Source organism: Mycobacterium montefiorense, assembly GCF_025823255.1.
In the GTDB taxonomy this organism is placed as follows: Bacteria; Actinomycetota; Actinomycetes; order Mycobacteriales; family Mycobacteriaceae; genus Mycobacterium; species Mycobacterium montefiorense.
In genome coordinates this window covers 131768-150593 of the sequence record NZ_JACKVL010000015.1, presented here as the reverse complement: position 1 = coordinate 150593, position 18826 = coordinate 131768, and the positions used below count along the sequence as shown (strand labels likewise).

Genomic DNA, 18826 nt, shown 5'->3' with positions numbered 1-18826 from the left:
CGGGTGACTCGCCAGAAGATTCTTATCACCGGCGCCAGTTCCGGTCTCGGCGCCGGCATGGCGCGTTCCTTTGCCGCGAAAGGTCGCGACCTGGCGCTGTGTGCCCGCCGCACCGACCGGCTCGATGAGCTGAAAGCAGAGCTTGCGCAGCAGCATCCCGCGATCAGGATCGCGGTCGCGGCCCTCGACGTCAATGACCACGAGCAGGTGCCGAAGGTCTTCGCCGAACTCCGCGACGAAATCGGCGGCATCGACCGCGTGATCGTCAATGCCGGCATCGGCAAGGGCGCCAAGCTGGGTTCCGGCAAGTTGTGGGCGAACAAGGCGACGATCGAGACGAACCTGGTGGCCGCGCTGGTGCAGATCGAATCCGCGCTGGAGATATTCACCAAGACCGGCTCGGGGCACCTGGTGCTGATCTCGTCGGTGCTCGGCAACACCGGAGTCCCCGGCGTCAAAGCCGCCTACTGCGCAAGCAAGGCGGGGCTGAAGTCGCTCGGCGAGTCGTTGCGCGCCGAGTACGCCAAGGGTCCGATCAGGGTCTCGGTGATTGAGCCCGGCTATATCGAGTCGGAGATGACTGCCAAATCGGCCAGCACAATGCTGTTGGTGGACAACGAAACCGGGGTCAAGGCGCTGGTCGACGCCATCGAGCGCGAACCCGGCCGCGCCGTGGTGCCGTGGTGGCCGTGGGCACCGCTGGTGCAGCTGATGCGGGTGCTGCCGCCGCCCCTAACCAAGCCCTTCGCCTAGCGGTCAGTGTTCTGTGGGCGTGTAATGCTCTGCGTCACTGGTAAATTCGGGCTTGCCGTACGTCGCTAGCCGGAGCTTGAGCAGCCCGATCACGTAGGCGTCGGTGATATCCCGCAGCACGGGGATGCGGCTGGCGTGGCTCACGGCGGTGAAACGCCCGATGATGAATGGCGCGGTCAGCGCGATGCGCACGAGATCGGTCGGCGCCAGTGAGACACCCATCGCCTCGGCGATTTCGCGATCGCCATTGCAGAAGGTGCGCACGAACGTGAACTTGCTGAAGCTCTTCTCGACCGCGTCGGCGCAGCGGTCGAACAACGTGGTGTCGGGGCGCAGATAGGCCGCCATCGTGCCGCGGACGAGTTCTTGGCAGATGGTGTCGAATCCGTGGCGCAGCAATGCCGAGCGCGCGTGCATGACATGGATGATGTCGGCGGGTTCCGACGGCAGCAGTTCTTCTGGCAGGCCGAGCAGAAAGCAGCGATACCTGGCGAATTCAACGACGGAGCGTTCTTCGGCGGTGAACTTGGTGCGACCCTGCTGACTTGCCTTGCGGGCCAACAAGTATTGGCCGATCATCCCGGCGGGCATCTGGTCGACCTGCGGCACCGGCATGCCGTAGATGGCGACATCCCATTTGTCGGATTTCTTCAGCGCGTTGTAGCGGACCATCGAGTGCATCAGCCGGACCATGGCCGCGGCTTCAAAGCCCGGGCCGTGGCGATCCAGGGCGCCGGGCAAGGTGGTGACGGCGAAGAAACTGGCCGTTTCGTTGACTCGCCGGGCGGCCCGCTTGCCGGAGAGCGCGCCGGTCAGGGCCATCGGCAGCGCGGCGTAGGTATTGGTGAATGTCGCGACGAAGGCTCCGCGCGTGATGAACGGGGCCAGTAACGCGGCGGGGATGCGTTCCTGGCGAGCACCCTCGCGCACCAGGTCGAAGTCGATCCACTCCGGGGTGGCCTCCATGGCGGCGATGAACGACACCAGCTCGGGGGGTGCGTCGGGCACCGCCTCGAGTCCATGCCGACAGGCCGTCGTGAGCATGTCGATCAGGCGCGTGACGCTGTGCGTGGTCATCAGCGCCGCATAGGGATCGGCGACGACATCGCCGAGCAGGGTGGCCGTGCTCATCAATTCGACGATGCGGTCGTCTTCGAGGATCGGTGCCCGGTCCGCGATCCACGGGGGCAGGGCGGTGTCGACGTCGGGCTCTGTGGCCAGTCGATCCGGCCGCTGGTCGAAGTCGAAGTTGCCGTAGAGGTCGGGCTGCAAATCGCGTTGACTGTGGACTCGCTGCGCGAGTTCGGGGTAGTACGTGGGCGTGGACATGGCAGGCAACCTCCACTAACTAACAGTTAGTGAGTAATACTCACAAGCTGTTAGTTATGCTGTCAAGCGTGACTGAGGTGAACCCGAGGCGCCGCATGAGCGCCGAGGGGCGGCGCGAGCAGATCCTCGACGTTGCGCACGCGATCGTCGACGCCGAGGGTTTCCACGCGGCCACACTGAACCGCATCGCAGGGCAGGCCGGCATCGATCGCTCGTTGATCTATCAGAAGTTCGGCGACCTGGCGGGGCTGTTCGTCGAGCTGATCGACCGTGAGGCGGCGCGAGCCGGTGCCCAATTCACCGAGGCGATCTCTGGGTTGGAGGCGGCCGCCGAAGATCAGTCGTTTGTGCTGGCGTTCGACGGTGTGCTGGCCGCCGTCGACGCGCATCCGGCAACCTGGCGGCTGTTCATGTTCCCGCCGCAGGGCGCTCCGCCGGAGTTGTATGCGCGGCTGGCTCAATCCGAGGCCGCCGTACTCGACTTCTTCGTCCGTGAACTGCTGCGCACCAATCCCGGAGTGCATGACCCCGAATACACCGCCCGGATCCTGCATGCCTCCGGTCGCGAACTGCTGCGCCTACACCTGTCCGATCCGCAGTCGGCGACCGTGGAACGCCTGCGCACCTTTGTGCGGCGAATCGGCTCCGACGTGGTGAGCGTCTAGCCAACCCGCCCTCGTTCGGTCCGGTAACGACGGACCAGGGCGTCGGTCGAACTGTCCGACTGCGGCGCGGGGGAGGTATCACTGGTGAGCACCGGAAGCAGCGCCTTGGCCTGCGTTTTGCCCAGCTCGACACCCCACTGGTCGAACGAGTCGATACCCCACACCACGCCCTCGGTGAAGACTTGGTGTTCATAGAGCGCAATCAGCTGCCCCACCGCCGAGGGCGTAAGCCGGTCACCCAGAATCGACGTCGACGGCCGGTTGCCGGGCATCACCTTGTGCGGGACCACCTCAGCGGGGGTGCCCTCTGCGGCGATCTCCTCGGCGGTCTTGCCGAACGCCAGCACCTGGGTCTGCGCGAAGAAGTTGCTCATCAACAGGTCGTGCATGCTGCCGGTGCCTTCGACGGTGGGCAGGTCGTCGGTGGGCTGGCTGAAGCCGATGAAGTCGGCCGGTATCAACCGAGTGCCCTGATGCAGCAATTGGTAGAAGGCGTGCTGGCCGTTGGTTCCCGGCTCGCCCCAATAGATTTCACCCGTGTCGGTGGTAGCCGGTGTTCCGTCGGCGCGCGTTGACTTGCCGTTGGACTCCATGGTGAGCTGCTGCAGATACGCGGCAAAACGCGCCAGGTCGTTGGAGTAGGGCAGCACGGCGCGCGACTGCGCGCCCATGAAGTTGGAGTACCAGAGACCGATAAGGCCAAGCAGGACAGGCGCGTTGGACTCCAGCGGCGCGGTTTTGAAGTGCTCGTCGACGATGTGGAATCCAGACAGGAAATCAGCGAAGGCCTGGCGGCCGATCGTCGCCATCAGCGACAGCCCGATCGCCGAATCGACCGAATAACGTCCGCCGACCCAATCCCAGAAGCCGAACATGTTGTCGGTATTGATGCCGAATTCGTCGACCAGGCGTTTGTTGGTTGAGACGGCAACGAAATGCTTCGACACCGCGGCGTCGCCGAGCGCCTCGGTCAGCCAGCGGCGCGCGGCCGTCGCATTGGTCAGCGTTTCCAGCGTCGAGAATGTTTTCGACGCGACGATGAAAAGCGTTGTAGCGGGGTCCAAATCGGCGAGTTTTGCGACCAGGTCAGCGGGGTCGACATTGGAGACAAAGCGTGCCGAAATTCCCGCATCCACATAGTGACGCAGCGCCTGATATGCCATCACCGGGCCGAGGTCGGAACCGCCGATGCCGATGTTGACGACGGTGCGGATTCGCTCCCCGGTGGCCCCGGTCCATTCCCCGCTGCGCAGCCGGTCGGTGAAGTCTCCCATCGCGTCGAGCACGCTGTGTACATCCTCGACGACGTTTTGGCCGTCAACAACCAGCTCGGCATCCCGGGGCAACCGAAGCGCGGTGTGCAGGACCGCGCGATCCTCTGAGGTGTTGATGTGCACTCCGGAGAACATCTGGTCGCGGCGCTCTTCGAGGTTGGCTGCGCGGGCCAGGTCGATTAGCAGCCGCAGCGTCTCGCGGGTGACGCGGTGCTTGCTGTAGTCGATGTAAAGATCGCCGACCGCGAGGGTGAGGTCGCGGCCGCGTTCGGGGTCGTCGTCGAAGAATTGGCGGAGGTGGGTTTCGCCGATTTGTTCGTGATGCCTACGTAGGGCGTCCCACGCCGGAGTGCCGGTGATATCGGGGATGGTGAGCACGGAGGTCATAGTTCGACCCTAGTGGTGGCTTACGGGCCACAGCCACCGCTAATGGGCAGCACAATCTGACCCAGCAATACAAAAAATTAGCGGTATCCCACCCTCGGTATCGAGGATGCTCAGTGGCCGAGCCGGCCCCTGCCCAAGCGCAGCAGCAGCATCGCCAGGTCTTTACCTTCTGGGCCGAGCTCGCCGTAACGCTGGATGACCTTCATCTCGCGGCTGTGCACCAGTCGGGTGCCGCCGGAGGCCATCCGGGCCCGGCTGATCTCGCGAGAAACTTCAGCGCGCCTTCGGACCGCGGCGAGTATCTCGGCGTCCAGCCGGTCAATCTCTAGGCGCAACTCTTCAATGTTCGCCAACTGTTCAATGTCGATCATCTCGACGCTCATCCCTACACCCCCGTGTTGTTTTGCTGTTGTTCTTTTCGTCTTGTTCGCTATTGGGCTTCGAAACGTTAGCCGTCTGGAAAAAGTTCGAGCCCTGAATCCGAAGGCGGACCACAGGGCTCTAGCAATCACAGCTAGACCATGGGCACCGCTGGCCGGTACCCATAGAAAAATCGGCGACGCCACTCAAGGAACGAGAGACGGCGATGGAGCTGCGCATTGTCCATGTTACGAGTGTGCCACATGCGCGGACACGCGGGAGCAAAACGAAAACATGATTGCACTCAACCTTGCTATGTCATCCTAGCCTGGGCCCTTGCCGTCAGACGTCGGCGGTAAATTTAGGCGGACATGACTGCGCACGCAACCGATGCCAAGCTCGCCGCCGAGATCGATCAGCTGCTCGACGGTCTCAATCCTCAACAGCGCCAAGCGGTGGTCCATGAGGGCTCGCCGCTGCTGATCGTGGCGGGTGCGGGCTCCGGAAAGACCGCGGTGTTGACGCGTCGCGTCGGCTATCTGATCGCCGCGCGCGATGTCGGTGTCGGGCAGATCCTGGCCATCACCTTCACCAACAAAGCGGCAGCTGAGATGCGTGAACGGGTGGTGCGACTGGTCGGCAACCGTGCTCGCGCGATGTGGGTGTCCACGTTTCACTCGACCTGCGTGCGTATCCTGCGCAACCAGGCTTCCTTGATCAAAGGTCTCAATTCCAACTTCTCGATCTACGACGCCGACGATTCGCGGCGGCTGCTGCAGATGATCGGGCGCGACATGGGCCTGGACATCAAGCGGTACTCGCCGCGACTGCTCTCAGTCGCCATCTCCAACCTCAAGAACGAGCTGATCGACTCGGATCAGGCTGTGTCCAACCTCACGGAAGATTCCGACGATTTGGCCCGCACCGTGGCCTCCGTCTACGGCGAATACCAGCGGCGGCTGCGGGTGGCCAACGCGCTGGACTTCGACGACCTGATCGGCGAGACCGTCGCGGTACTGCAGGCATTCCCGCAGATCGCGCAGTATTACCGGCGCCGCTTCCGGCACGTCCTGGTCGACGAGTACCAGGACACCAACCATGCCCAGTACGTGTTGGTGCGGGAATTGGTCGGGCGCGACGACGAAAATGCGTCCGACGATGCCGTGCCGCCCGCAGAGTTATGTGTGGTCGGCGATGCCGATCAGTCGATCTACGCGTTTCGCGGCGCCACCATTCGCAATATCGAAGAGTTTGAACGCGACTATCCCGACGCGACCACTATTCTGCTCGAGCAGAATTACCGGTCGACGCAGAACATTCTTTCGGCAGCGAATTCGGTAATCGCGCGTAACTCCGGGCGCCGCGAGAAGCGGCTCTGGACCGACGCCGGCGAGGGAGAGTTGATCGTCGGTTATGTCGCAGACAATGAGCATGACGAGGCCAGGTTCGTCGCCCAAGAAATTGATGCGCTCGCGCAGCGCGGCGACATTACCTATAACGATGTAGCCGTCTTCTATCGCACCAACAACTCGTCGCGCTCGTTGGAAGAGGTGTTCATCCGCGCCGGGATTCCGTACAAGGTCGTCGGGGGGGTGCGGTTCTACGAGCGCAAGGAGATCCGCGACATCGTCGCCTACTTGCGGGTGCTGGACAACCCCGGTGACGCGGTCAGCATGCGGCGCATCCTCAATACCCCGCGACGCGGTATCGGCGATCGTGCCGAGGCGTGCGTGGCGGTCTACGCCGAGAACACCGGCGGTGGTTTCGCCGACGCGCTGGCGGCCGCGGCGCAAGGCAAAGTCACGATGCTCAATTCCCGCGCAGAGAAAGCGATTTCGGGCTTCGTCGAGCTGCTCGACGAGCTAAGGGGCCGCCTCGATGACGATCTCGGCGATCTGGTCGAGTTGGTGCTGGAACGCACCGGATACCGTCGGGAACTGGAATCCTCAACCGATCCGCAGGAATTGGCCCGACTGGACAACCTCAACGAACTCGTAAGCGTCGCACACGAATTCAGTATCGATCAGGCAAACGCCGCCGCGCTCGACGAATCCCTGCAGCCCGAAGACGAAGACGTGCCCGAAACCGGTGTGCTGGCGTCATTTTTGGAACGAGTGTCGCTCGTTGCCGACTCCGACGAGATACCGGAGAATGCCGCCGGCCTGGTGACGCTGATGACGTTGCACACCGCGAAGGGTCTGGAGTTCCCGGTGGTGTTTGTCACCGGCTGGGAGGACGGCATGTTCCCGCACATGCGGGCGCTTGACGATCCGTCGGAACTATCCGAGGAACGACGGCTGGCCTACGTGGGTATCACCCGCGCCCGACAGCGGCTGTATGTAAGCCGGGCCATCATTCGGTCCTCCTGGGGGCAGCCGATGCTGAACCCGGAATCGCGCTTCCTGCAAGAGATTCCGCAAGAATTGATGGAGTGGCGGCGCACGGCACCCGCCCCGTCGTACAGCGCGCCGGTCAGCGGTGCCGGTCGGTTCGGGACGCCGCGCGCCGCGCCCACCCGCTCCGGGGCACCTAAGCGTCCGCCGCTGGTGCTGGCACCCGGCGATCGGGTGACACACGACAAGTACGGGCTGGGCCGCGTCGAGGAGGTCTCCGGTGTCGGTGAGTCGGCGATGTCGCTGATCGACTTCGGCAGCGCCGGGCGGGTCAAGCTGATGCACAACCACGCCCCGGTGAGCAAGCTCTAGGCGGTGGCTACTCCTGCAGCCATTCTTTGGTCTGCGGGCGCATAGCCAGCACCACAGTGGCGATCGGGAGCAGCGGGAAGGCGTGCACGATCCACGCGACGCGTGCGCCCGCGATGAACACGCCGCCGTAGGTCAACACCGCGACCACCGCACCCGACAGGATCAGGTAGCGGCCCAGCGGGCGACGCTGCAGCAGCATGATCACGCCGGCGACCGTGGTCGTCGCGAAGACCAGCGCGAGGAATGCGATCGCGATGCAGAACAGGCGATCGGTCCGCCACCAGCCGGCGATCAAATCGGTGGCCACCACCGACGTGGCCCATCCGCTGACAATGCTGACCGCGGCGACGGCGGTCACCGTCCGCGGAGTGGGTTCATCGACCGGGCGGCCCGGCAAGCTGCTGTGCGCCGCCGCGCGAGTCGATCCTTGATCGGGTGCGGCCTGACGCGGCAGGTGCGTGGTCGGGGATTCGGGGATCGAGGGCCGCGGTCCGGTGGGAGCACGCCGAATGATCCGTGTCCGTGATTCGGCGGGCGTCTCGGTTGCAGGGTCGTTCGGCGCGGTCACCTCAACCAGCGTAATTGCCGACGAAAAGTCCTCGCTTGGCCAGCCACGGCACCGGATCGATTCGTTCGGTGCCGCCTTGCAGCACCTCGAAGTGCAGGTGCGGGCCGGTGGAATTGCCTCGGTTGCCCATCGTGGCGATCTGGTCGCCGGCCATCACGCGCTCACCGACGCTGACCAGTGCGGTGTTGATGTGGCCGTACAGGGTGACCGTGCCATCGGCGTGGCGCAGCTTGACCCACATTCCGTAGCCGGCGGTCGGCCCGGCGTCGATGACTACGCCGTCGGACACCGCGACGATCGGCGTGCCGATCGCGTTGGCGAGGTCGATGCCGGCATGCAGCACGCCCCATCGATACCCGAAGTTCGACGTGAATATCCCGTGGGTAGGCATGACGAACAGCGGCTGCTGCAGCCGTGCCTCGCGCTGGGCACGGTCGTTGGCGAAGGCCACGCCCTTGGCGAGCTCCTCGTTGTGCAGTGCGCTCGCCACGGGCTGGACCGCGATCACCTGCGGGCCGCGGGTGGTGTTGCCGCTCGATCCGCCGGTCAGCGCCGACGCGTTGGCGATCAGCACGGTCTCGGTGTGGGTGGTCTCGGCTGGGCTGGTCGCTGTGTGTGCCGCAGCGGCCGCCGCGCCGGCGGCCATCGCCGAGATCAGCACGCGGCCGCGCGCCGCACTGGTCGGCTGCTTGCGGTGCTGCCCGCGGCGTGCGACACCGACGACGTCGGTGACGTCCGAGCCGGCGTCCAGCTCGAGGGCAAGCTCGGACAGGGCCTCGTTGGTGGCAGCGGGGGTGGGGGCCGCCAGCCGCAGAGAAATCAGATTGTCGATGTCAGCCAGGTCGTCGAGCTCGGGCGCGAGCAGCACCTGAGCTTCGTAATCGAACGTCGAGTCGTCGCTGAGGTCCAGGTCGTCGAGTTCGATGACGTCCGCGAACTCCAGGTCATCGAGGTCAAAGCCGTCCAACGGCAGAATCTCGGTGACTTCGTTGCGATGAGGCGGTGCCCAGTTTTCGCGGTGGAGGCGGCCAGCTCCTGACGACGCAGGAGAGCGCGCAAGACGGTGTTGGGACAACCTGAAATGTCCTCGTATCGTGACCATAACGTTATCTGGACTTTAGGACGTTAACTGTTTACCGATCCCACTGGCAACCTCGGCGGCAGATTGTGAACTGGATCACTTTTGGCTCCTCTTGGCGTGTCGTGAGCTGTGCCACATCGGTGGATGCGGCGGTAGCGGCTGTTTGGAGTGTGGATACAGTTCCACCGTGCGAGTTGCCGGTTCCGGCACCGCCGAGCTTTAGGCCTTGCAAATAACTCGAGCGAAGACAGTGAGTTCATGGACCTTTTCGAGTATCAAGCGAAAGAACTGTTCGTCAAGCACAACGTACCTACCACGCCGGGTCGGGTAACCGACACTGCCGAGGGTGCGAAGGAGATCGCGACCGAGGTCGGCGCTCCGGTGATGGTCAAGGCGCAGGTGAAGATCGGTGGCCGCGGCAAGGCCGGCGGCGTTAAATTCGCCGCCACGCCCGACGACGCCTTCGAGCACGCCAAGAACATCCTCGGCCTGGACATCAAGGGCCACGTCGTGAAGAAGTTGTTGGTCGCCGAGGCAAGCGACATCGCCGAGGAGTACTACATCTCGTTCCTGCTCGATCGCGCCAACCGCACCTACCTGGCGATGTGCTCGGTCGAGGGCGGCATGGAGATCGAGGAAGTGGCCGCCACCAAACCCGAGCGGCTCGCCAAGGTGCCGGTGGATGCCGTCGCCGGTGTCGACCTAGCCACGGCCCGCTCCATCGCCGAGAAGGGTCACCTGCCGGCCGAGGTGCTCGACGCGGCGGCCAACACCATCTCCAAGCTGTGGGAGCTGTTCGTCGCCGAAGACGCCACGCTGGTTGAGGTCAACCCGTTGGTGCGCACGCCTGACGACCAGATCCTCGCGCTGGACGGCAAGGTCACCCTGGACGCCAACGCCGACTTCCGTCAGCCCGGCCACGTCGAGTTCGAGGACCGCGACGCCACCGACCCGCTGGAGCTCAAGGCCAAGGAGCACGACCTCAACTACGTCAAGCTCGACGGCGCCGTCGGCATCATCGGCAACGGCGCGGGTCTGGTGATGTCGACGCTCGACGTCGTCGCCTACGCCGGCGAGAAGCACGGTGGGGTCAAGCCGGCCAACTTCCTCGACATCGGCGGTGGGGCGTCGGCCGAGGTGATGGCCGCGGGACTTGACGTCATCCTGCACGACAAGCAGGTCAAGAGCGTGTTCGTCAACGTGTTCGGCGGCATCACCTCCTGCGACGCTGTCGCCAACGGAATCGTGACCGCGTTGAACATGCTCGGCGACGAGGCCAACAAGCCGCTCGTCGTCCGTCTCGACGGCAACAACGTCGACGAAGGCCGCCGCATCCTGGCTCAGGCCAACCACCCGCTGGTGATCCAGGCCGAGACCATGGACGCTGGCGCCGACAAAGCCGCCGAGCTGGCGAACAAGTAAGGGAAACAAGCCATGTCCATATTCCTGAACAAAGACTCGAAAGTAATCGTCCAGGGCATCACCGGCGGTGAGGGCACCAAGCACACCGCGCTGATGCTGAAGGCCGGCACCCAGGTGGTCGGTGGTGTCAACGCCCGCAAGGCCGGCACCACCGTGTCGCACGTGGACGCGAAAGGCAAGGACGTCGAGCTCCCGGTGTTCGGCAGCGTCGCCGAGGCGATGAAAGAGACCGGCGCTAACGTGTCGGTCGTTTTCGTGCCGCCGAAGTTCGCCAAGGACGCGATCATCGAGGCCATCGACGCCGAGATCCCGCTGCTGGTGGTCATCACTGAGGGAATTCCGGTGCAGGACAGCGCATATGCGTGGGCCTACAACCTGGAAAAAGGTGGATCAAGGGCCCCGAAGACGCGCATCATCGGGCCGAACTGTCCCGGCATCATCACCCCGGGTGAGGCGCTGGCCGGTATCACCCCCGCCAACATCAGCGGACCCGGCCCTGTCGGGCTGGTGTCCAAGTCCGGCACCCTGACCTACCAAATGATGTACGAGCTGCGCGATTTCGGCTTCTCCACCTCGATCGGCATCGGTGGTGACCCGGTAATCGGCACCACCCACATCGACGCGATCGAGGCCTTCGAGAAGGACCCCGAAACCAAGGTCATCGTGATGATCGGCGAGATCGGTGGTGACGCCGAGGAGCGGGCTGCCGACTACATCAAGGCCAACGTGTCCAAGCCGGTCGTCGGCTACGTCGCGGGATTCACTGCGCCGGAAGGCAAGACGATGGGCCATGCGGGCGCCATCGTGTCCGGCTCGTCGGGCACCGCGGCCGCCAAGAAAGAGGCCCTGGAGGCCGCCGGAGTCAAGGTGGGCAAGACGCCATCGGAGACCGCGGCACTCGCCCGGGAGATCCTCAAGAACCTGTAGTTCGTTACCGAGACTGCGGCCAGTCGCGATTCCACCGAGGAATCCGCGATCTGGCCGCAGTTTCGTTTTGGTCCCAGCTATCGGTTAGCCTGACGAACTAACCGTTGCCAGGAGGTTCGTAATGCCGGTCGATCCGCGTACTCCGGTGCTCGTCGGCGTCGGCCAGTTCACCGAGCGCATCGACGACCCCGACTATCGGGGCATGTCGGCGGTCGACCTCGCGACGGCGGCCGCGCGGGCAGCACTTGGCGACACCGGCGCCAAAAGCGTTGCGAAAGCCGTCGACACGGTCTTCGGGCTACGGCAGTTCGAGATTTCTGGACCGATGCCGGCCAGGCTCGGCAAGTCGAACAACTACCCGCGTTCGGTGATGAACCGTCTCGGCGGCGACCCGGCCCGCGTGGTGCTCGAACCAGTCGGTGGGCAGAGTCCGCAGAAGCTTGTCACCGAGGCGGGCAACGCAATCGCGGCGGGCGACGCCGACGTCGTACTGATCATGGGCTCGGAGCCGGGGTCGACGGCTCGCTACTTCGCCAACCGCGATGACAAGCCCGACTTCACCGAACACGTCGACGGTCAACTCGAGGATCGCGGCCACCAGATCTCCAGCTACATCGACGAATACACGATCCAGCACGGCCTGACCGGAGCGCCCGTGCAGTACGGCCTGCTGGAGAATGCGCGGCGCGCCCGCCTCGGGCTCAGCGTGGCCGACTATCGGCGCGAGATGGCCGAACTGTTCGCCCCGATGTTCAAAGTGGCTGCCAAGAACCCGCTTTCGTCGTCGCCCATCGAGCGGTCGGTCGACGAGATCATCACGGTCACCGATGACAACCGGATGATCTGTGACCCGTACCCCCGTCTACTGGTCGCTCGCGATCAGGTCAACCAGGGCGCAGCGGCCGTGCTGATGTCAGTGCAGGCAGCGACCCGCCTCGGGGTTTCCGAGGACAAATGGATTTACCTGCACGGCCACTCGGACATGATCGAGCAGGCGATGCTGGATCGCCTCGACCTCGGCACCAGCCCGGCGGCTGTACATGCGGCCCGAGAAGCGTTGCGGGTAGCCGGAATCGGCATCGACGACATCGCCACCTTCGATTTGTACAGTTGCTTCCCATTCCCGGTGTTCGTCATCTGCGAAGCCCTGGGCATCGACGGCGACGACCCGCGTGGCCTGACCCTGACCGGCGGACTACCGTACTTCGGCGGTCCCGGGAACAGCTACTCGCTGCACGGTATCGCCGAGACGGTCGCGCAGATGCGGGACAGGCCAGGGCAATTCGGCCTTGTCGGCGCCAACGGCGGCGTTATGAGCAAGTACTCGGTCGGTATCTACTCGACCACGCCGGTGGGCTGGCGCACCGACAACTGCGCGGCGCTGAAGAGCGAGATCGACGCCCTGCCGAAGGTCGACGTCACGAAAACGCCCGACGGCGCCGCGAGGATCGAGACGTATTCCGTGCGCTACGACTGGCCGATCCGCACCGGCATCATCGTCGGCAGGCTCGCCGCGGACAACAGGCGATTCATGGCCACGAGCGACGACGAGGATCTCGTCGCATTGATGTGCGACGGCGATCCACTTGGTGCGCAGATCTCGGTGTGGTCGACCGACAACGGTAACCGGGCGTCGCTGGGGTAAGCCCCGTCGTGCTTGCTCAGACCATCGACGAGAGCTTGCCCGCCAATCGCTCCACGTAGGCGGCGACCTCGTCTTCGGACTTGTCCGGCAGACCGAACAGCACCTCGGTGACCCCGAGCTCGGACCAGTGCGCCAGCTTCTCGGGCACCGGCTTGAAGTCCAGCGCCACGATCTGCGGAGCGCCATCGCGGCCCGCCGCTGCCCAGGTGTCCTGCAACAGCTTCACCGGGGTGTCGATGTCGAAGTCGCGGGGCGTGGTGATCCAGCCGTCGGCGCTGCGGGCGATCCACTTGAAGTTCTTCTCGTTGCCCGCGGCGCCCACCAGCACCGGGATGTGCGACTGCACCGGCTTGGGCCACGCCCAGCTGGGGCCGAACTTGACGAACTCACCGTCGTAGCAGGCTTCCTCTTGCGTCCACAGCGCGCGCATCGCCTCGAGGTATTCACGCAGGCAGGTGCGGCGGCGCCCGGCCGGCACACCGTGGTCGGCCAGTTCATCGGTGTTCCAACCGAACCCGACGCCCAGGCTGACCCGGCCACCGGACAGGTGATCGAGGGTGGCGATGCTTTTCGCCAGTGTGATCGGGTCATGCTCGACGGGCAGCGCCACGGCGGTGGACAGCCGCACCCGCGACGTGACCGCGCATGCGGCGCCCAGGCTTACCCACGGGTCCAGCGTGCGCATGTACCGGTCGTCCGGCAGCGATTCGTCACCGGTCGTCGGATGCGCCGCCTCACGCTTGACCGGGATGTGGGTGTGTTCTGGCACATAGAACGTCGCAAAGCCGTGGTCGTCGGCGAGTTTGGCGGCGGCCGCCGGAGCGATGCCGCGGTCACTGGTGAAAAGCACGAGCCCGTAGTCCATGCACAGAATTAGAACGTGTTCTACCTGTGCCGAGCAACCCGCCCCCCACGGACGGCTTCCCCAACGAGGCGCGGCGGCCATCGGCCCAGGTCGCGCGCGGCTGCCGGTCGCTCCGGCGCGGGTGCCCGAACGTGCGCTAGCGTGGTTGATCGATCGCGCTTTACGCAAGCGCGGGCACGTCTTGGCATTTGGGAACGGCGGGCCCTGGAAGTGCAGCGCCGCACCGCAACAAGTGGCGTGGCGCCACACGAGGTCTTGAAGGCACTGCAAGCAACAGGAGGAGTCATGACCTACTCGCCCGGGAGTCCCGGATATCCACAGTCGCAGCCCGGCGGCTCCTACCCAGGCGCCACTCCGTCGTTCGCGAAGGCCGACGACGCAGAGAGCAAGCTTCCGCTGTACGTCAACATCGCGGTGGTGGTCCTCGGCATGGCGGTATACCTGCTGAACTTCGGGCCGACCTTCTTACTCAGCGCCGATCTCGGTCCGGCCGCCGGCGGACGCGCCGGTGACGCGGGCACCGCGGTCCTGGTCGCGGTGCTGGCCGCGCTGCTTGCCGGGCTGAGCCTGCTGCCCAAGGCGAAGAACTACGCGGGCGTGACGGCGGCCGTCGCCGTCCTGGGCGCCCTGCTGGCGATCGCGGAGGTCATCAACACCCCGACCGGATTCGCCGTCGGCTGGGCGATGTGGCCGCTGGTGGCATGCAGCGTGCTGCAGGCAGCAGCCGCCGCCGTGGTGCTGCTGCTGGATGCGGGCGTTATCACCGCGCCGCCGCCGCGGCCCAAGTACGACCCGTACGCGCAGTACGGGCAGTACGGTCAATACGGTCAATACGGCGGTCAGCAGCACGGCGGCTACTACGGCCAGCAGAGCCCGCAGCAGCACAATCCGCAGTCGGGGGGATACGGATCGCAATACGGCGGCTACCCCTCGAGCCAGGCCCCGACGCAGAGCGCGATCCCGACCAGCGGCGGCTTCGGCGCCCAGTCGGCACAGCCCGGAGCGCAGCAGGGACCATCCACGCCCCCCACCGGATTCCCGAGCTTCAGCCCGCCGCCGTCGGTCGGCGGTACGGGCGCGCCGTCCGAGCAACCCGGTGACCAGCCTTCATCGCCTTCTGGACCGGCTCCGGCTTAACCGCGAGCTCTCGCGCCTCGTAGGGCACGTGCGCCAAGAGTGACACGGGTGGAGGAGAACCGGGCAGCGGGCGCTCGCCAGGCGCGTGATCTCGTCCGGGTCGCGTTCGGCCCGGCGGTACTGGCGCTGATCATCATCGCCGCGATCATGCTGCTTCAGCTGCTAATCGCCAACAGCGACATGACCGGTGCCCTCGGGGCGATCGCCAGCATCTGGCTCGGCGTGCACGGGGTGCCGATTTCGATCGGCGGCCGCGAGTTGGGCGTAATGCCGCTGCTGCCAATCCTGTTGATGGTGTGGGCGACCGCACGCACCACGGCGCGGGCCACCACCAGGTACTCGTCCTGGCTCGTGGTCCGGTGGGTGGTCGCGTCGGCGCTGGGCGGCCCGATGCTGATCGCCGCGATCGCGCTGGCCGTCATCCATGACGCGTCCACGGTGCTCACCGAGCTGCAGACACCGAGCGCTTTGCGCGCATTCGCCGGCGTCCTGGTGGTGCATGGCGTCGGCGCCGCGATTGGGGTGGGGGCCCGGGTGGGCCGCCGGGTGCTGGCGGTGGCGTCGCTGCCCTACTGGCTGGGTGATTCGCTGCGTGCCGCGGCGGTCGGCGTGCTCGCGCTGTTCGGGCTCTCCGGGCTGGTGACGGCGGGGTCGCTGGTTGTGCACTGGGCCACGATGCAGGACCTCTACGCGATCACCGATTCCATATTCGGCCAGTTCAGCCTTACCGTGCTTTCGTTGCTGTACGCGCCCAACGTCATCGTCGGCACTTCGGCGGTCGCGGTCGGATCCAGTGCGCATATTGGTTTTGCGACATTCAGTTCGTTCACCGTTTTCGGCGGTGACATTCCGGCGCTGCCCGTCCTGGCAGCGGCTCCCACGCCACCGCTGGGGCCGGCGTGGGTCGCGCTGCTGATTGTGGGGGCGTCGTCGGGTGTGGCCGTCGGTCAGCAGTGCGCGCGGCGCCCGCTCCCGCTGATTCCCGCCCTGGCCAAGCTGCTCGTCGCCGCGGTGGGCGGCGCCCTGCTGATGTCGCTGCTGGCATTCGGCGGCAGCGGCCGGTTGGGCAACTTCGGCGACGTCGGGGTGGACCAGGGCGCCCTATGGGTCGGCACCTTCTTCTGGTTCGCGGTCGTCGGCTGGGTCACGGTGGTGATGACCGGCGGGATAAGCCGCCGGCCCAGGCGGCCCAAATCAAAACGCGCGCCCGCGCGGCCGGCCGGGGGGGCACCTCCCGCTCGCGGGGGAGAGCCGAAGGACTTCGCGGACGTCTTCTCCGAGCCCGAGCCCGCTGCCGAACACGACCTGCTGCCCGGCGACGAGGAAGCATTCACCAAGCCGACGCTCGCCGAACCCATGCCCGGCGAGCCCGCGTTCGACGAACCCACTCCGCACCCGCCCGCACCCGATGAGCCCACGCCCGACGAACGCGACTCCGGGGACTAGCGTCGCTTCGGCCGGTCGTATCGTCGGCCGCGCGTCGTCGTTAGTAGGCTCGCGATGTGGTCGAACCGCTCCGCGTGCCCCCGAGTGCGCCGGCGCGACTGCTGGTGCTGGCGTCCGGCACCGGATCGCTACTGAGTTCGCTGCTGGCCGCGGCGGTCGATGACTACCCCGCACGAGTAGTCGCCGTCGGCGTGGATCGCGACTGCCGGGCCACCGAGATCGCGGCGGCCGCCAAGGTGGCGACCTTCACCGTCCGGCTTGGCGATCACCCGAACCGCGATGCCTGGGACGCTGCCATCACCGAGGCCACCGCCGCGCACTCGCCCGATCTGATCGTCTCCGCTGGATTCATGAAAATCCTTGGACCACAATTTCTTTCACGATTCTGTGGACGAACCCTCAACACGCACCCGGCGCTACTGCCGGCATTCGCGGGAGCACATGCCGTGCCTGACGCGTTGGCTTACGGTGTGAAGGTCACGGGTTGTACGGTGCACCTGGTGGATGCCGGCATGGACACCGGGCCGATCCTGGCGCAGGAGCCCATTCCGGTGCTCGACGGCGACAACGAAGAGACATTGCACGAACGCATCAAAGTTGTCGAACGGCGACTGCTGGTGGATGTGGTGGCCGCGATCGCTAATCGCGGCGTGACCTGGATCGGACGAAAGGCGACCATAGGATGAGCACCGACGAGTCAAGGAGAGCGATTCGCCGCGCGTTGATCAGCGTCTACGACAAGACCGGGCTGGTAGAACTCGCCCAGGGTCTCAGCGCTGCGGGCGTCGAGATCGTTTCGACCGGATCTACCGCGAAGGCGATTGCAGGCCAAGGGATTCCGGTGACGCCCGTGGAGGAGCTGACCGGTTTCCCCGAGGTGCTCGACGGCCGGGTCAAGACACTGCACCCACGCGTGCATGCCGGACTGCTGGCCGATCTGCGCAAGCCCGAGCACGCCGCGGCGCTCGAGGAGCTGGGAATCGCGGCGTTCGAGCTGGTCGTGGTCAACCTGTATCCGTTCAGTCAGACCGTCGACTCCGGCGCGGGCATGGACGAATGCGTCGAGCAGATCGACATCGGCGGGCCGTCGATGGTTCGGGCTGCCGCGAAGAACCATCCCAGCGTGGCTGTGGTCGTCGACCCGCTCGGCTACTCTCGCGTGCTTGCCGCGACCCGCAACGGCGGATTCACCCTGGCCGAGCGCAAGAAGCTGGCGTCGCTGGCTTTCCAGCACACCGCGGAGTACGACATCGCGGTGGCGAGCTGGATGGAGTCGACTCTGGCGCCCGAACATCCGGAGACGACGTTTCCGCAGTGGTTCGGCCACAGCTGGCGCCGCTCGGCGATGCTGCGCTACGGCGAGAACCCGCACCAGCAGGCGGCGCTCTACGTCGATCCGGGCGCTTGGCCGGGGCTTGCTCAGGCAGAGCAGCTGCACGGAAAAGAGATGTCCTACAACAATTTCACCGACGCGGATGCGGCGTGGCGGGCAGCTTTCGACCACGAACAGACTTGCGTGGCAATCATCAAGCACGCCAACCCGTGTGGGATCGCCGTCTCCGCGGTTTCGGTCGCCGACGCACATCGCAAGGCCCACGAGTGCGATCCGCTCAGCGCATTCGGGGGCGTCATCGCGACGAATACCGAAGTCAGCCTTGAGATGGCCGAATACGTCAGCACCATCTTCACCGAGGTGATCGTCGCCCCGGCCTACGCGCCGGACGCCCTCGACGCGCTGACCCGCAAGAAGAACATCCGGGTGCTGGTGGCCTCCGAGCCGCTGGCCGGTGGTTCCGAGCTGCGGCCGATCAGCGGGGGGCTGCTGATGCAGCAACGCGATCAGCTCGACGCGCACGGCGACAACCCGGCCAACTGGACCGTGGCGACGGGTTCGCCGGCCGACCCGGCGACGCTGAACGACCTGGTCTTCGCCTGGCGTACCTGTCGCGCGGTCAAGTCGAACGCGATCGTGATCGCGTCCGGTGGCGCCACCATCGGCGTCGGCATGGGCCAGGTCAACCGCGTCGATGCGGCGCGGCTGGCCGTCGAACGCGGCGGCGACCGGGTCGGTGGCGCGGTGGCGGCGTCGGACGCGTTCTTCCCGTTCCCCGACGGGCTGGAAACGCTGGCGCACGCCGGAGTCAAGGCGATCGTGCACCCCGGCGGCTCGGTGCGCGACGAGGAAGTGACCGCCGCGGCCGCCGCGGCGGGCGTCACCTTATACCTCACCGGTGCTCGTCACTTCGCGCACTAAGCAGCACG

General features: G+C 65.7%; 16 protein-coding genes. 10 read left to right on the top strand and 6 right to left on the bottom strand.

Annotated features, from left to right (window positions below):
• The first annotated feature begins 3 nt into the window (after positions 1–3).
• Positions 4–753, top strand: a complete 750-nt coding sequence (locus H7K34_RS19700; RefSeq protein WP_264063764.1) for an SDR family oxidoreductase — start codon at positions 4–6, stop codon at positions 751–753.
• Positions 754–756: 3 nt separating this feature from the next.
• On the opposite strand, the gene H7K34_RS19695 is transcribed toward H7K34_RS19700, so the two are convergent.
• A complete protein-coding gene (locus tag H7K34_RS19695; RefSeq protein WP_264063763.1) occupies positions 757–2082 on the bottom strand; it encodes a DUF2236 domain-containing protein in 1326 nt (441 codons plus the stop codon).
• Between the two features lie 95 nt (positions 2083–2177).
• On the opposite strand from H7K34_RS19695, the gene H7K34_RS19690 reads away from it, so the two are divergent.
• The gene (locus H7K34_RS19690; protein WP_264063804.1) at positions 2178–2747 is read left to right on the top strand and encodes a TetR/AcrR family transcriptional regulator; all 570 of its coding nucleotides are present in this window, start codon (positions 2178–2180) and stop codon (positions 2745–2747) included.
• Here H7K34_RS19690 and pgi read toward each other — a convergent pair.
• Together pgi and H7K34_RS19680 are read right to left on the bottom strand one after the other, a co-directional pair.
• Positions 2744–4408, bottom strand: a complete 1665-nt coding sequence (gene pgi / locus H7K34_RS19685) for a glucose-6-phosphate isomerase (protein WP_264063762.1) — start codon at positions 4406–4408, stop codon at positions 2744–2746. The two genes, H7K34_RS19690 and pgi, sit on opposite strands and share 4 nt — an antisense overlap.
• A 110-nt stretch (positions 4409–4518) precedes the next feature.
• Positions 4519–4842, bottom strand: coding sequence for a chorismate mutase (locus H7K34_RS19680; protein WP_264063803.1), 324 nt, complete (start codon positions 4840–4842; stop codon positions 4519–4521).
• Between the two features lie 297 nt (positions 4843–5139).
• Between H7K34_RS19680 and pcrA the strand changes: the two genes are divergently transcribed.
• Positions 5140–7473 carry a DNA helicase PcrA gene (gene pcrA, locus H7K34_RS19675; RefSeq protein WP_264063760.1) on the top strand — a complete coding sequence of 778 codons (2334 nt, stop codon included), beginning with the start codon at positions 5140–5142 and terminating at the stop codon, positions 7471–7473.
• Between the two features lie 7 nt (positions 7474–7480).
• On the opposite strand, the gene H7K34_RS19670 is transcribed toward pcrA, so the two are convergent.
• Both H7K34_RS19670 and H7K34_RS19665 read right to left on the bottom strand, forming a co-directional pair.
• Positions 7481–8041, bottom strand: a complete 561-nt coding sequence (locus H7K34_RS19670; protein ID WP_264063758.1) for a hypothetical protein — start codon at positions 8039–8041, stop codon at positions 7481–7483.
• A 1-nt stretch (position 8042) separates the two neighbouring features.
• Positions 8043–9116, bottom strand: coding sequence for a M23 family metallopeptidase (locus H7K34_RS19665; RefSeq protein ID WP_264063756.1), 1074 nt, complete (start codon positions 9114–9116; stop codon positions 8043–8045).
• A 264-nt stretch (positions 9117–9380) separates the two neighbouring features.
• On the opposite strand from H7K34_RS19665, the gene sucC reads away from it, so the two are divergent.
• The 3 genes from sucC (at position 9381) to H7K34_RS19650 (ending at position 13116) form a co-directional block, all read left to right on the top strand.
• A complete protein-coding gene (gene sucC / locus H7K34_RS19660; protein WP_264063754.1) occupies positions 9381–10544 on the top strand; it encodes an ADP-forming succinate--CoA ligase subunit beta in 1164 nt (387 codons plus the stop codon).
• 12 nt (positions 10545–10556) lie between these two features.
• On the top strand, positions 10557–11471 hold the full coding sequence (gene sucD, locus H7K34_RS19655; RefSeq protein ID WP_264063753.1) for a succinate--CoA ligase subunit alpha: 915 nt from the start codon (positions 10557–10559) through the stop codon (positions 11469–11471).
• Between the two features lie 121 nt (positions 11472–11592).
• Positions 11593–13116, top strand: a complete 1524-nt coding sequence (locus H7K34_RS19650) for an acetyl-CoA acetyltransferase (RefSeq protein ID WP_264063752.1) — start codon at positions 11593–11595, stop codon at positions 13114–13116.
• A gap of 16 nt (positions 13117–13132) precedes the next feature.
• On the opposite strand, the gene H7K34_RS19645 is transcribed toward H7K34_RS19650, so the two are convergent.
• Positions 13133–13981, bottom strand: a complete 849-nt coding sequence (locus tag H7K34_RS19645; protein ID WP_264063751.1) for an LLM class F420-dependent oxidoreductase — start codon at positions 13979–13981, stop codon at positions 13133–13135.
• A gap of 285 nt (positions 13982–14266) precedes the next feature.
• Here H7K34_RS19645 and H7K34_RS19640 point away from each other — a divergent pair, with 285 nt between their 5' ends.
• From H7K34_RS19640 to purH, 4 genes are read left to right on the top strand one after another with little or no spacing between them, the layout of a single operon-like run.
• Positions 14267–15118, top strand: a complete 852-nt coding sequence (locus H7K34_RS19640) for a DUF5336 domain-containing protein (RefSeq protein ID WP_264063750.1) — start codon at positions 14267–14269, stop codon at positions 15116–15118.
• Between the two features lie 48 nt (positions 15119–15166).
• Positions 15167–16564 carry a cell division protein PerM gene (locus tag H7K34_RS19635; RefSeq protein ID WP_308205455.1) on the top strand — a complete coding sequence of 466 codons (1398 nt, stop codon included), beginning with the start codon at positions 15167–15169 and terminating at the stop codon, positions 16562–16564.
• 56 nt (positions 16565–16620) lie between these two features.
• Positions 16621–17250, top strand: coding sequence for a phosphoribosylglycinamide formyltransferase (gene purN / locus H7K34_RS19630; protein ID WP_108925563.1), 630 nt, complete (start codon positions 16621–16623; stop codon positions 17248–17250).
• Complete coding sequence (gene purH, locus H7K34_RS19625) at positions 17247–18818, top strand: bifunctional phosphoribosylaminoimidazolecarboxamide formyltransferase/IMP cyclohydrolase (protein ID WP_264063749.1); 1572 nt, start codon at positions 17247–17249, stop codon at positions 18816–18818. The genes purN and purH overlap by 4 nt, the downstream gene beginning before the upstream one ends.
• The last annotated feature ends 8 nt before the right edge of the window (positions 18819–18826 follow it).